Genomic DNA, 12,924 nt, shown 5'->3' on the forward strand with positions numbered 1-12,924 from the left:
GAGGGGCACCGCACCACCACCCACCCACAGCAGCCGCACCAAGCCCGTCCGGCGCTTGAGGACGGACACACCGGGCACGCCCGCGGCACCGGGCAACACCGCACCCCCGCCGGAGGCACACCGCATCCCGGCAAGGCTCCGGACCCGCCCCACCCGGGTGGACCGCGGTCCCGGGGCCGTGGGGCGGAGCCCCGCTACTCCTGCTTCTTGCGGCGCGTGCCGAACACGATCTCGTCCCAGCTCGGCACGGCCGCCCGGCGGCCCGGACGGACGCCGTCCGCCTCGGCCTGGCGGTCGGTCGTGCCGGTGAGACGGTCGCGGTGGCCGCTGACGGAACGGGGCATGAGCACGTCCGCGTACGCCGAACCCGCACCGGCCGAGGCCGCAGGGGCCGGCGGCTCCTCGGAGTCGGGCTCCTGGGCGGCGGGGTCGGTCGCGGGCGGGTCGACCGGCGCGGGGCGGTCCGGGACCACCATGTCGCCGCGGAAGCTCGGGACCGCCTCCAGGAGGCTGGTCAGGGAGTCGCGCTCGCTCTCGTCCGGCTCGGGCGCCGGGACCGGCGAGGGCCGCTCCAGGGCACGGTCGAGCGCACGATCGAGCCCACGGTCGAGCGCCCGGTCCCGTGGCAGCCGGGCGATGCGCGGCACGAACGGGAAGCTCGGCTCCTGCGCGATCGCGATGGCGTCGTCGGTCTCACCGATCAGCGCGCGCGCCTCGTCGTCGACGGCCTGGACGAGCCGCCGCGGCGGGTCGTACGTCCAGCTCGCCGAGTGCGGCTCGCCCGCCACCCGGTAGACCAGCAGGACCTCCCAGGTGCCGTCGTCGCGGCGCCAGGAGTCCCACTGCACGGTGTCCTTCTCGGCGCCGCGCAGCAGCAGCCGCTCCTGGACCGCTTCGCCGAGCTGGGGTCCCGTGTTCTCCCCGGGACGCCGCACGGGAGTCTTGCGCGCCCGCTCCGCCATGAACGCGCGCTCCGCGAGCACAGGGCCCTCGAAACGCCGCACCCGGTCGACCGGGATTCCGGCGAGCTGGGCGACTTCCTCGGCGGAGGCGCCTGCCCGTATACGCGCCTGGATGTCGCGGGGGCGGAGATGGCTCTCCACCTCGATCTCGATCTGGCCGAGACGGGCGCGGTCGTTGCGCACGGCAGCGCGCAGCCGCTCGTCAATCGGAAGCGTGTACTCCGTGCTGTCCGCAGCCTTCAGCACCAGTCGTGTGCCGTCGTTGGAGACGGCCACGACACGCAGTTCGGGCATGGGGACCTCCCGGGTGGTGCCTGCCGACGTCACGTGCGTCGCTGCTTCCGCTAGTCGAGTGTGGCCTGCCCGGGTGCAGCCTGCCACAACCTTGCCGAGTTCCTCCGGCGTGTCGGGCATGCGCCCTTGATCGCCGTTATGGCACGGTTACCTATTCGCCACGCATAGTGACGGTTGGTCACTCTGTGCAGCAGGTGCCCGTGCGGTGCCGCGGCGCCGCCGGTTCGAGTGCCGCTTTCGGCCCCCTCCCGTAAGTCCGGACACCCGTGAGGGAGACCGGTCCCAGGGCTCGCCACAGTACTCCATTCGGGCCACGGGGGTGGACCGGCGCGCCGCCGAACTTGTCGCAGGGGGTGGGAGTTGGGTCCGTGTGCCGGGGGTCCGATGGTGGTGAGCTTCATAGAATCGCCTGATTTGGAACTATTCGCAGCCGTTCCGGCGGACCGGTGAACAGCTCCGCGACGCCGCGAATCCCGTCCACCGGCGTGCACCGCACGAGGCCTCTCCCGTCGGGGAGTTCGCCGAGGCGACGACGTACGGCGGCGGAGCGGGCACGACGGTCGGCTCTGTCGTACGCGGCGACTCCCCGCCGACTCCGTCCGCTTCCGCGGCAATCGGACGTCCCCTAGGTCCTGTCCGGCCGATCTTGCCGGGCTCGCGTGCCCTGGTGCCGCACCTCGCTGCGTTGTCGTCGGTCACCGACGCTCCGCGTCGATTTCCTCCTCCGCCTTACGATGTACGGCACCAGACCCCGCTCGCTGATCCGGCCTGATCGACCGGACAGGACCTAGGCGCCCAACACCCGCCGCAAGTAGTCGTTCCCGAACAGCCGCTCGGGATCCAGCCGGTCCCGCAGCGCGGTGAACTCGCCGAAGCGCGGATACACGCTCTCGAAGTACTCCGCGTCGCGCGTGTGGATCTTGCCCCAGTGCGGCCGGCCGCCGTGCGCGATCATGATGCGCTCGACCGCGGTGAAGTACGAGCGGTACGGCGTGCCCTTGTACATGTGCACCGCGATGTACGCGCTTTCGCGGCCCGAGGCCGTCGACAGCGTGATGTCGTCCGCCGGGGCGGTCCGCACCTCCACCGGGAAGCTGATCCGCAGCGGAGAGCGATCGACCATGGCCTTCACCTCGCGCAGGACCTCGACCGCTGCCTCCCTCGGAAGCGCGTATTCCATCTCGACGAAGCGCACCCTGCGGGGACTTGTGAAGACCTTGTAGGGAATATCCGTGTACGTACGGGCGGACAGGGCCCGACTGGCGAGCTTCGCGATGGACGGGATGGTCGCGGGCACCGCCCGGCCGAGCGAATTGACCACCTGGAACAGCCCGTTGGAGAGCAGCTCGTCCTCGATCCAGGCGCTGACCGCTCCCGGCGGAGCGGCGGGGCCGGCGCTTCGGTTGTTGCGCTTGGTGTTGCAGTTGCCCGTGTGGGGGAACCAGTAGAACTCGAAGTGCTCGTTCTCCGCGTGCAGCTCGTCGAACTCGGCCGTGACGCGGTCGAAGGGCATGGGCTCCTCGCGGGCCGTCAGCAGGAACAGCGGCTCCACGGCGAACGTGATCGCGCTGACGACACCCAGCGCGCCGAGCCCGATCCGCGCGGCCGCGAAGACCTCCGGATTCTCCTTCTCGGAGCAGTGCAGCACAGAGCCGTCCGCCGTGATCAGCTCAAGGCCCTTGATCTGCGCGGCGATCGAAGCCGATTCCCGGCCGGTGCCGTGCGTCCCGGTGCTGGTGGCGCCGGCGACCGTCTGTTCCATGATGTCGCCCATGTTCGTGAGCGACAGGTCCTCACGGGCCAGCGCGGCGTTGAGCCGCTTCAGGGGCGTACCCGCCTCGACGGTCACCGTCATCGCCGTACGGTCGATCTCACGGATGCCGGTGAGCAGATCGGGCCGTATCAGTACGCCGTCGGTCGCGGCGATCGAGGTGAACGAGTGGCCCGTACCGACCGTCTTGACCCGCAGGCCCTCCTCGGCCGCCCGGCGCACGGCCGCGGCCAGCTCGTCGGCCGTGGCGGGGGAGACCTCCCGCACCGGGCGGGAAGTCACCGTCCCGGCCCAGTTACGCCACGCGTTCCCCGTCCTGGACGTGCTGGTCATCCTGCCCCTCCCGCGTCGGCACCGGCCTGCGCAGCCGGCGGTACCCCAGGAACGCCACCACGGCCGCGAGCGCTCCCGCCACCGCGGGCACCGCGTACGCCGCACCGGCGCCGCGCTCGTCGACCACCCAGCCGGCGGCCGACGAGCCGAGCGCCACGCCGACCGCGAGCCCGGTGCCCGTCCAGGTCATGCCCTCGGTCAGCTTGGTGCGCGGTACGTGCGCTTCGACGAGGGCCATCGTGGTCACCATCGTCGGTGCGATGGCCAGGCCTGCGACGAAGAGCGCCACGGCCAGGAACGGCAGGTTCCCGGCCAGTTGGAGGGGGATCATACTCACGGCCATCGCACAGACACCCAGTACCCACCTGCGGGACGGCTCGCCCTTGAGTTGGAGGAGCCCGAAGACCGCTCCGGCCAGGCAGGAGCCCAGCGCGTACACCGCGAGGACCAGGCTCGCCGCCGCCTTGTGCCCTTCCTCCTCGGCGAAGGCCACCGTCACCACGTCCACCGAGCCGAAGATCGCGCCCGTCATGACGAAAGTGGCGACGAGCACCTGCAGCCCGGGGGAGCGCAGCGCGGAGCCGCCGGAGTGCTCCTCGCGCGGATGCGGTACGGGCTCGGTGGCGCGCTGGGCCGTCAGCCACAGCACGCCGATGACGAGGAACGCGGTGGCGAGCAGCGGGCCCGACTCGGGGAACCAGATCGTGGACAGCCCGATGGACACGATCGGGCCCACGATGAAGCACACCTCGTCCACGATCGACTCGAAGGAGTACGCGGTGTGCAGCTCGCGCGGGGAGCCGCGATGGATCTCGGCCCAGCGGGCCCGGGTCATCGCGCCGACGGCCGGGATGCAGCCCGCGCAGGCGGTGAAGGCGAAGAGGGTCCAGTCGGGGGCGCCCTGCTGGGCGCAGACGAGCAGACCCATGACCGCCCCGACCGTGACCAGCAGGGCCGGGCGCAGCACCCGGCGCTGGCCGTGCCGGTCGATCAGCCGGGAGACCTGCGGGCCGAGCACCGCCGCCGAGAGCGCGAGGGTCGCGGAGAGCGCTCCGGCCAGGCCGTAACGCCCCGTCAGCTGGGAAATCATGGTCACGATGCCGATGCCCATCATGGACAGCGGCAACCGGCCGAGGAAGCCTGCGGCGGAGAACGCCACGGTGCCGGGGGCGGCGAATATCGCACGGTAGGGACTGGGCAAGGGGGCGCTCCGTAAGGAATGTGAGTGGCCGGTACAGCTTACGGGTTAGGTAACCCTTACTCCAGTGCGGTTTCCCGCCTGTCGGAGGCTGGTGGGAGGATCGGCACCATGGCCGAACAGCTCGATCCCGCTCCCCGCGACCCAGCTCCCTACGACGCCCTGCTGCTGCTCTCCTTCGGTGGTCCCGAGAGCCCGGACGACGTCGTCCCGTTCCTGGAGAACGTGACGCGTGGCCGCGGCATCCCCAAGGAACGGCTCAAAGAAGTCGGTCAGCACTACTTCCTGTTCGGCGGGGTCAGCCCGATCAACGGCCAGAACCGCGCGCTGCTCGACGCGCTCCGCAAGGATTTCGCGGGCGCGGGCCTCGACCTGCCGGTCTACTGGGGAAACCGGAACTGGGCGCCGTATCTGACCGACACGCTGCGGGAGATGGTCCTGGACGGGCGCCGACGCGTCGCGGTGCTCGCGACCAGTGCCTACGCCTCGTACTCGGGCTGCCGGCAGTACCGGGAGAACCTGGCGGACGCGCTCGCGGCGCTGGAGGCGGAAGGGCTGCCACTGCCGCGCGTCGACAAGCTGAGGCACTACTTCAACCACCCGGGGTTCATCGGCCCCATGGTGGCCGGTGTGCTCGCCTCGCTCGCGGACCTCCCCGAGGACGTACGGTCCGGGGCGCACCTCGCCTTCACCACCCACTCCATCCCCGAGTCCGCCGCGGACGCCTCCGGGCCGGTGTGGGAGCACGGCGAGGGCGGGGCGTACGTGAAGCAGCACCTCGACGTGGCACGCGTGATCGCCGAGGCGGTGCGGGACGAGACGGGGATCGAGCACCCCTGGCAGCTCGTGTACCAGTCGCGCAGCGGGGCGCCGCACATTCCGTGGCTGGAGCCGGACATCTGCGACCACCTGGAGGACCTGCACGGGGCCGGGGCTCCGGCCGTCGTGATGGTGCCGATCGGGTTCGTCTCGGACCACATGGAGGTCCTGTACGACCTGGACACGGAGGCCACGGCCAAGGCCGCCGAGCTGGGGCTGCCGGTGCGGCGCTCGGCGACGGTCGGCGCGGACCCGCGGTTCGCGGGCGCGATCCGGGAGCTGGTGCTGGAGCGCGCGGCGACCGCGCGCGGGGCCGTCGTCGAGCGGTGCGCGCTCGGATCGCTCGGCCCCTCGCACGACCTGTGCCCCATCGGCTGCTGCCCGGCCCGCAGCGAGCGCCCCGCGGCCGCGGGCGCCGACAGCCCGTACGCGTAAGGAGCGTCGTGACCGACCGACTGCTGGACGAACTCCTCGCCCTGGCCCTGGAGGCCGGGCGCAGGGCCGGAGAGCTGCTGCGCGACGGGCGGCCCGACGACCTCGCCGTGGCCGCGACCAAGTCGAGCCCCATCGACGTCGTCACCGAGATGGACATCGCGGCCGAGAAGCTGATCACCGGCTTCCTGGCCGGGCACCGCCCGGACGACGGTTTCCTCGGCGAGGAGGGCGCGTCCACGGAGGGCACGAGCGGGGTCCGCTGGGTCATCGATCCGCTGGACGGCACCGTCAACTATCTGTACGGGCTGCCGACCTGGGCCGTGTCCATCGCGGCCGAGCGGGACGGCGAGACGGTCGTCGGGGTCGTCGAGGCGCCGATGCGGGGCGAGACGTACCGCGCGGTGCTCGGCGGCGGCGCCTTCTGCGGCGACCGGCGGCTGCGCTGCCGGCCCGCGCCGCCGCTGGACCAGGCGCTGGTGTCGACCGGCTTCAACTACGTGCAGTCGGTGCGCAGCCACCAGGCGGACGTCGCCCAGCAGCTGATCCCGCGCCTCCGCGACATCCGCCGCAGCGGCTCGGCGGCCGTCGACCTGTGCGACGTCGCCGCGGGCCGGCTGGACGGCTACTACGAGCGCGGCCTCAACCCCTGGGACCTCGCGGCCGGTGACCTCATCGCCCGAGAGGCGGGCGCCCTCACCGGCTCCCGCCCGGGCGAGCCGCCGTCCGGCGACCTCGCGATCGCGGCGTCGCCGGGCGTCTTCGAGCCGCTGCAGCGGCTGCTCGACGACCTGGGTGCCTGGCACGACTGACCTTCGGTGGGCGCGCATGGGTGAGCCGGTACCGCGGGGGTGGCCCCATGTGTCCGTCATCGAGCGCCGGACGGGCTTGACACGCGTGCCCGGAACCGGCAGGTGCGTCCTCATGCGCCGGATGTGCTTGAGATGCGTGCCCGGTACGGGCAGACGGGCCGGCCCGCAGGTCCGTCCTCGAATGCCGGACGGGCTCCCGTCGAGCCGACGTCCCGACGCCCGAAGGGCGTAGGGGCACGGTCCCGGGCGGAGCCAGGAAGCCGGCCTCGGCGCCCGCAGGGCGCGGGGGCGACGCCCCCAGTTCGGGAAGGGGCGGGGCGGGGCGGGGAAAAATCCCCGGTCCCGCCCCGCCCCCGACGCGGACCCGCACAGGAAGGGCCCGGCACCGAGGCGTCGGTGCCGGGCCCTTCCGGGGATTGTCAGGCGCTCGCGGCGCTGACTTCCACGCCGTGCTCGGCGGCGAGGCGGTGCAGGTCGTCCAGCTCGGCCTGCTCGACATCTGCCAGGAAGTCGTCGCCCGTTTCGCGAGCCCGCGTGAGGTCGGTCTCCGTGGCCCTGATGCGCTGCAGGAGTCCTGCGGTGAATGCGTCCATGGTTGCGCCCCCTCGTCGTGGGTCGGTGGCACGGGGGTGTGCCTACGGCGGGTTGATCACGCCGCCTCCCTGGGGGAACAGAGAGCGGGGTGTGGCAAGCCACATACATGGCGTGATCGCGGGTGTGCAGTCCACCTCCCCAGGCACACCCTCAGAGAAACCTCAACTCCACCGGGAATCCGGTGAATTCCCGGTGCCCCCACCGCGTCCCCTCCGGTGCCCCCGAGGGATGACGCCGCCTTACAGCCGGTTTACGCGCGTAAGGGGCAGGATGGAGGCACACAGATGCCCGCCATCACTACACACCTGCCCTGATCACGGGGTCGGGCAGGCCCAGAGGAAGGACAGCCACGTGCGCGTACTCGTCGTCGAGGACGAGCAGCTGCTCGCCGATGCGGTGGCCACCGGACTGCGCCGGGAGGCCATGGCCGTCGACGTCGTGTACGACGGCGCCGCCGCCCTGGAGCGTATCGGGGTGAACGACTACGACGTGGTCGTCCTCGACCGTGATCTGCCGTTCGTCCACGGCGACGACGTCTGCCGCAAGATCGTCGAACTCGGCATGCCTACCCGCGTCCTCATGCTCACGGCGTCCGGCGACGTCAGCGACCGCGTCGAAGGCCTGGAGCTCGGTGCCGACGACTACCTGCCGAAGCCGTTCGCGTTCACCGAGCTCATCGCTCGTGTCCGGGCTCTCGGCCGGCGTACGACCGTCCCGCTGCCGCCCGTTCTGGAGCGCGCCGGCATCAAGCTGGACCCGAACCGCCGCGAGGTCTTCCGCGAGGGCAAGGAGATCCAGCTCGCCCCGAAGGAATTCGCCGTGCTGGAGGTGCTCATGCGCAGCGAAGGCGCGGTCGTCTCCGCCGAGCAGCTGCTCGAGAAGGCCTGGGACGAGAACACCGACCCGTTCACCAACGTCGTACGGGTCACCGTCATGACGCTGCGCCGCAAGCTCGGCGAGCCGCCCGTGATCGTCACGGTCCCCGGCTCCGGCTACCGGATCTGATCCCGTGGCGGCAACACCCGCGCCCCCCACGGCGCCCCCGAAACCCACGTGGGACCCACACCCTGCGGAGCCCGCGTTCCCCTGGCTGCGCCCGACCATCCGGATAAGACTCACGCTGCTGTACGGCGGGATGTTCCTGATCGCCGGCATCCTGCTGCTGTCGATCATCTATCTGCTGGCCGCGCAGGCGCTCCACGACGGAAGCCAGCAGGCGTTCACGATCTCCGCCAACCCCGGCGCCGACGTCAAGATCACGAGCCCTACCTGCCCGGGCCTGGACGTGGCCGTCAACAACACACAGCTCAACGACGCGCTCAAGACGTGCATCGCCCATCAGCGCCAGGCCGCCCTGGACGACCTCCTCACCCGCTCCCTCTTCGCTCTCCTCGGCCTCAGCGTGATCGCGTTCGCCTTCGGCTACGCCATGGCAGGCCGTGTCCTCTCCCCGCTCGGCAAGATCACCCGCACCGCGCGCCGCGTGGTCGGCTCCGACCTCTCCCGGCGGATCGAGCTGGACGGCCCCGACGACGAGCTGAAGGAGCTCGCCGACACCTTCGACGAGATGCTGGAGCGGCTCGAGCGGGCGTTCACGGCGCAGCAGCGGTTCGTCGCCAACGCCTCGCACGAGCTGCGTACGCCCCTGGCGATCAACCGCACCCTGCTGGAGGTCCACCTTTCCGACCCCTCCGCCCCGGACGAGCTGCGCCAGCTCGGCAAGACCCTGCTCGCCACCAACGAACGCAGCGAGCAGCTCGTGGAGGGCCTGCTGCTGCTCGCCCGCAGCGAGAACCAGATCGTCGAGCGCAAGCCCGTCGACCTCGCCGAGGTCGCCACCCGGGCCGTCGACCAGGCCCGTGGTGAGGCCGAGGCCAAGGGCGTGGAGTTCCGGGGGCGCCGCGCACCCGTCATCGTCCGGGGCAACGGCGTCCTGCTGGAGCGGATCGCCCTGAACCTCGTACAGAACGCCGTTCGGTACAACGTGCCGGAGGGAGGCTGGGTGGAAGTCACCACCGAGGCCGCGCACGGCCAGGCGGTGCTGGTGGTGTCCAACACAGGACCGGTCGTCCCGGCGTACGAGATCGACAACCTGTTCGAGCCGTTCCGGCGGCTGCGGCAGGAGCGGACCGGCAGCGACAAGGGCGTCGGTCTCGGCCTGTCGATCGCGCGCTCAGTTGCGCGCGCCCACGGTGGCCGTATCATCGCGGAGCCGCGCGAGGGCGGCGGGCTCGTGATGCGTGTGACCATGCCGGTCTGACGTGCCGGTCCCGATGCCGCCCCCACCGCTGCCGGCCGCTCGTCGGCCGGTGGGGGGCGGCAACGGTCGAAGATTTTTTGTGTTCGCTTTACGCGGAATTTTCGGGACTCGTGCCCGCGAAGTCCGTGTGTGATCGATCACAGAAGCGAATTTTCGGCCATCTACTCTCCGTGATCAAGGCACTGTCGGAAAGCCGGTAAAAGTCCGGGTTTTCAGGGGTCCAGATCACGGGAAGTACACGGGGTGGCGCCCGTGAAGTGCGACATTCGGACCGTGTACGGTCCCGATCGCCATCCAACCCGATCACTCTTGAGGGGTCCGGTTGGGTGTCGATTGAGTAACAGACCTTGATGTGAGGCAAAATCTCCGCCTCGGGTCGGGCACAAGTCCGGCCTCTCACGCGTTACGTGCGCTGGAGACACCGCAGACACCCAGAGGGGGAGAGGCACATGGCAACGGATTACGACACCCCACGCAAGACCGATGACGACCTCAACGAGGACAGCATCGAAGAGCTCAAGGCTCGGAGGAACGACAAGACGACGTCGACCGTCGACGTCGACGAGTTCGAGGCCGCCGAAGGTCTTGAGCTGCCCGGAGCGGACCTCTCGAACGAGGAGCTGGCCGTCCGGGTGCTGCCCAAGCAGGCCGATGAGTTCACCTGCATGAGCTGCTTCCTCGTGCACCACCGGAGCCAGCTGGCCCGCGAGAAGAACGGCCAGCCCATCTGCCGAGACTGCGACTGAGGTCCGTCGGCCGTGGCAGGCGGGACACCGCCCAGGAAACCCGGGAAGCTGCGCCGGTGGCGGAAGGGTTCCCTGGAGCCGGAAGCGCTCCAGGGCGCTCCCGGCCCGCTGGAGGCTGCCCGGGCACCCGACGAACTCGGGCAAGGGCACACCGGCCACCTGCCCCTTCCCGGCGACGCACGTGACGACGAGCGAGGCCTCCCGGCCTCGCTCGAGGCAGCCGCACAGGAAGGACCCCCGGCCAAGGCCGGGCGCCTGGACGCGGTCCGGGCCGGCGTGCGCAGGAGCGGTCAGGCCGCCAAGGCGGCGCTCGGCTTCGTGGCCGACCGCCTCATCGAGATCACGCCCCGCATCCCGGTGCGCGATCTCGCGACACTGCGCGAGCAGTTCCCCGGCCTCGGCCCCGAGCAGCTCGCCGACAAGCTGATCACGGGCGCGGCCAACGGCACGTCCGCCGTGGGCGCCGGTATCGGGGCGGCGGCCATGATGCCCGTTCCGCCCGCTCTGCCCGCCGAGCTGGCCACGGAGATCGTCGGCGTCGCCGTGATCGAGCTGAAACTCATCGCCGAGCTGCACGAGGTCTACGGGCAGCGGCCACCGGGCAACATCAAGGAACGCGCGACCGCGTATCTGAACTCCTGGTCGGAGGAGCGCGGCATCGACGTGACCAAGCCGATGACGATCAACGCCGCACTCGGCGGCCAGATGAAGCGCGAGCTGCGCCAGCAGATCATGAAGCGCATGGTCCGCAACCTGCCGAACCTGATGCCGTTCATGGTCGGCGCTGCCGTCGGAGCCGTGATGAACCGGCGGGACACCCGGAAACTCGCCGCGCGCATCAGGAAGGACCTGCGTGCCCGCCAGGTCCCCTGGGACGCGCTGCCCGAGCTGCCCCGGCTGGAGAAGCCGAAGGGGGAGCTGCCCGAGGAGCTTCCGCCCGAGCTGCGCAGTCAGCTGGAAGGCTGACCCCCTCGCGGGCCCACCCGCCGTCACGCGCGCTCGCGGTCGCCGGTTCGCCCGTACGCCGTGTCCGCTCGTAGGCCGTGTCAGTCCGCCCGTACGGCGTCGAGAGCGGCCACCAGCGCGCGCGGATCCCGGGTCGAGATGTACACGTACGGTGTCGGGTCCTCCGGATCCGTGACCACCACCCGCACCGCCGTCGGCACATAGCTGCGCAGCAGCATGTACGCGCGCGGATCCGCCTTGTACGAGCGCCAGGCCCGCGCCTCCTCCGGGTCCAGCACCTCGGCCTCGCCGAGCGCCGACACCGGGATCCGCGCATCGCCCGCGACCAGCGAGCCCGCCACCACCCGGATCCGGGCGGAGCCGTACGAACTCACGGCGGCCGCCGCCAGCGCGCCCGCGCCGATCAGCCCGCCCAGCATCGGCACCGGGCCCAGCGGAAGCAGCACGAGACCGCCGGACAGCGCGACCAGGGCGGTGATCACCCACCACGAGCGGGGGGCGGTCAGGCGTTCGTCGTAGCCCGACGCGGAGGACGGCGCGGACGGCGAGCCGGAGGGCGTGGCGGGAGGCTGCATGAATCCAAGCTTGGCACGGTGCGACCTGCGGCTACCCGCGCGGGTAAGGTCTGCGCCTGTGAGTACTGCACTGACCCCTCCCGCCGACGCCATACCGCCGGTACGGCACCCCGACGCGCCCGCCCCGGGCGAGCTCCTCGGCGCGCACTACGAGTACTGCTTCGGCTGCGGCGGAGGACAGGCCCACGGGCTGCACCTGGAGGCGCGGGCCGGTGAAGGCGTGAGTCTCACCGCCGAGTTCACCGTCACCCCGGCCCACCAGGGCGCGCCGGGCCTCGCCCACGGCGGTGTACTGGCCACGGCGCTCGACGAGACGCTCGGCTCGCTGAACTGGCTGCTGCGGGTGATCGCCGTGACCGGGCGGCTGGAGACCGACTTCGTCACGCCCGTGCCCGTGGACACGGTCCTCCACCTGGAGGCCGAGGTCACCGCGGTCAGCGGCCGCAAGATCTACTCCAGGGCCACCGGCCGGATCGGCGGCCCCGAGGGCCCCGTTGCCGTCCGCGCCGAAGCCCTCTTCATCGAGGTCAAGGTCGACCACTTCATCGACAACGGCCGCCCGGAGGAGATCCAGGCAGCCATGGCCGATCCCGACCAGGTCAGGCGCGCCCGCGCCTTCGAGGTGAATCCCTGATGCGCAACCCTGTCGACGTACTGATCCGGCGCGTGGACCCGGAAGTACCGATTCCGTCATACGGACATCCGGGCGATGCCGGTGTCGATCTGGTGACCACCGAGGCAGCGGAACTCGCACCCGGAGAGCGCACGATTCTGCCCACGGGAGTGGCTGTCGCCCTCCCTGACGGGTATGCGGCCTTCGTGCATCCCCGCTCGGGGCTGGCGGCCCGCTGTGGTCTCGCCCTCGTGAATGCCCCAGGGACGGTGGATGCCGGGTACCGTGGGGAGATCAAGGTGATCGTGGTCAATCTGGACCCGCGCGAGAGCGTGCGGTTCGAACGGTTCGACCGGATTGCTCAACTGGTCGTCCAGCAGGTCGAGAAGGTGCGCTTCCACGAGGTGGCGGAGCTTCCCGGCTCGGCGCGGGCCGAGGGGGGCTTCGGGTCCACCGGCGGCCATGCCGCCGTTGGCGGGTCGGCCGTGGGCAGCGCACAGGGTGGGAATCGATACGCTTCGGTCGTATCCGACCGGGAAGGACAGTGAC

At 71.2% G+C, this 12,924-nt stretch carries 13 protein-coding genes; 8 read left to right on the plus strand and 5 right to left on the minus strand.

What is annotated here, in order from left to right; all coding sequences use genetic code 11:
* Positions 1–194 precede the first annotated feature (194 nt).
* The 3 genes from sepH to ACWCXB_RS28950 all read right to left on the minus strand — a co-directional run bounded on the left by sepH (position 195) and on the right by ACWCXB_RS28950 (position 4,561).
* Positions 195–1,256 carry a septation protein SepH gene (gene sepH / locus ACWCXB_RS28940; protein ID WP_450726694.1) on the minus strand — a complete coding sequence of 354 codons (1,062 nt, stop codon included), beginning with the start codon at positions 1,254–1,256 and terminating at the stop codon, positions 195–197.
* A 787-nt stretch (positions 1,257–2,043) separates the two neighbouring features.
* Positions 2,044–3,360, minus strand: coding sequence for a D-arabinono-1,4-lactone oxidase (locus tag ACWCXB_RS28945; RefSeq protein WP_450726695.1), 1,317 nt, complete (start codon positions 3,358–3,360; stop codon positions 2,044–2,046).
* Positions 3,323–4,561, minus strand: a complete 1,239-nt coding sequence (locus ACWCXB_RS28950; RefSeq protein WP_450726696.1) for an MFS transporter — start codon at positions 4,559–4,561, stop codon at positions 3,323–3,325. The genes ACWCXB_RS28945 and ACWCXB_RS28950 overlap by 38 nt, the downstream gene beginning before the upstream one ends.
* 108 nt (positions 4,562–4,669) lie before the next feature.
* Here ACWCXB_RS28950 and ACWCXB_RS28955 point away from each other — a divergent pair, with 108 nt between their 5' ends.
* Both ACWCXB_RS28955 and ACWCXB_RS28960 read left to right on the plus strand, forming a co-directional pair.
* On the plus strand, positions 4,670–5,812 hold the full coding sequence (locus tag ACWCXB_RS28955) for a ferrochelatase (RefSeq protein ID WP_450726697.1): 1,143 nt from the start codon (positions 4,670–4,672) through the stop codon (positions 5,810–5,812).
* An 8-nt stretch (positions 5,813–5,820) separates the two neighbouring features.
* Positions 5,821–6,621 (plus strand): inositol monophosphatase family protein, encoded by an 801-nt coding sequence (locus tag ACWCXB_RS28960; protein WP_450726698.1) that lies wholly within the window; start codon positions 5,821–5,823, stop codon positions 6,619–6,621.
* A gap of 419 nt (positions 6,622–7,040) precedes the next feature.
* Here ACWCXB_RS28960 and ACWCXB_RS28965 read toward each other — a convergent pair whose 3' ends face one another.
* A complete protein-coding gene (locus ACWCXB_RS28965; RefSeq protein WP_450726699.1) occupies positions 7,041–7,214 on the minus strand; it encodes a hypothetical protein in 174 nt (57 codons plus the stop codon).
* 352 nt (positions 7,215–7,566) lie between these two features.
* Between ACWCXB_RS28965 and ACWCXB_RS28970 the strand changes: the two genes are divergently transcribed.
* The 4 genes from ACWCXB_RS28970 (at position 7,567) to ACWCXB_RS28985 (ending at position 11,187) form a co-directional block, all read left to right on the plus strand.
* Positions 7,567–8,220 carry a response regulator transcription factor gene (locus ACWCXB_RS28970; protein WP_450726700.1) on the plus strand — a complete coding sequence of 218 codons (654 nt, stop codon included), beginning with the start codon at positions 7,567–7,569 and terminating at the stop codon, positions 8,218–8,220.
* A 4-nt stretch (positions 8,221–8,224) separates the two neighbouring features.
* A complete protein-coding gene (locus ACWCXB_RS28975) occupies positions 8,225–9,475 on the plus strand; it encodes a sensor histidine kinase (protein WP_450726701.1) in 1,251 nt (416 codons plus the stop codon).
* Positions 9,476–9,924: 449 nt separating this feature from the next.
* Positions 9,925–10,221: a DUF4193 domain-containing protein gene (locus ACWCXB_RS28980; protein WP_166632484.1), complete on the plus strand. Its 297-nt coding sequence runs from the start codon at positions 9,925–9,927 to the stop codon at positions 10,219–10,221.
* A gap of 12 nt (positions 10,222–10,233) precedes the next feature.
* Positions 10,234–11,187, plus strand: a complete 954-nt coding sequence (locus ACWCXB_RS28985) for a hypothetical protein (protein ID WP_450726702.1) — start codon at positions 10,234–10,236, stop codon at positions 11,185–11,187.
* A gap of 80 nt (positions 11,188–11,267) precedes the next feature.
* Here ACWCXB_RS28985 and ACWCXB_RS28990 read toward each other — a convergent pair whose 3' ends face one another.
* Complete coding sequence (locus ACWCXB_RS28990; RefSeq protein WP_450726703.1) at positions 11,268–11,762, minus strand: DUF3093 domain-containing protein; 495 nt, start codon at positions 11,760–11,762, stop codon at positions 11,268–11,270.
* Positions 11,763–11,820: 58 nt separating this feature from the next.
* On the opposite strand from ACWCXB_RS28990, the gene ACWCXB_RS28995 reads away from it, so the two are divergent.
* Positions 11,821–12,396 carry a PaaI family thioesterase gene (locus ACWCXB_RS28995; protein WP_450726704.1) on the plus strand — a complete coding sequence of 192 codons (576 nt, stop codon included), beginning with the start codon at positions 11,821–11,823 and terminating at the stop codon, positions 12,394–12,396.
* Positions 12,396–12,923 carry a dUTP diphosphatase gene (dut, locus tag ACWCXB_RS29000; protein ID WP_450726705.1) on the plus strand — a complete coding sequence of 176 codons (528 nt, stop codon included), beginning with the start codon at positions 12,396–12,398 and terminating at the stop codon, positions 12,921–12,923. The genes ACWCXB_RS28995 and dut overlap by 1 nt, the downstream gene beginning before the upstream one ends.
* The last annotated feature ends 1 nt before the right edge of the window (position 12,924 follow it).

This window comes from Streptomyces sp. NPDC001514, assembly GCF_053597075.1.